Here is a 644-nt window from a genome sequence, read left to right on the forward strand (position 1 = left end):
TTGCTTATATATTTTATAATTGCGCATTTGGGGCACAAAATAGCCATAGCCTTTATTGTATTTATCTATCTTTTGAATGCCTGCTTATGGTTTCGTATAAAGTCTATACAACAACTAAACAGAGCAAAAGAGCTATTAAAAAAGCCATCTCAAAAAGCTTATGGAGTTGGGTTCAGGTGCCTTTGGCGGATTTCTGCGTTGCGTTTTTTAACGATTAATCGTATTTTGAATAATTCTCTCTATACGGGGCCTATTGTTTTATTGCCACTTGTTCTTGCTTCTATAACATCAGATAATATAAAATTTACAGCTATTCAAAATTCTATTTTTGCTTTGTCAGCACTGGGTTTTGTGATCAATGGTCTTATCTCATCTTATTATTTACGGAAATTTCCATCTTTAATTCGTTTTTTTGTATGGGGGGCACCGGCTTTTGCCGTGATCGCAATCTCTTTTGTTTTATATTTAAATTTTACTCAATATTCCCTTTATATTATGGGTTTTTTATTAGGTATTGGGCAATTTTATTTTAGGATATCGGGAATAACAATTGGACAAGCTATCACACCTAGTGAAAATTTAGCCGAGGTGATTTTGGCAGGCGATGCCAGTGTACGCATCATAACAGCTTTATTCTCTATTGT

At 34.0% G+C, this 644-nt stretch carries 1 pseudogene; it reads left to right on the forward strand.

The features are described 5' to 3' along the window. Positions 1–27 precede the first annotated feature (27 nt). Positions 28–644, forward strand: a pseudogene (locus ACFIL8_RS12085) (MFS transporter); the annotation flags it as partial.

Origin of the sequence: Bartonella sp. AP57NXGY (assembly GCF_042195805.1) — a bacterium.
Lineage (GTDB): Bacteria > Pseudomonadota > Alphaproteobacteria > Rhizobiales > Rhizobiaceae > Bartonella.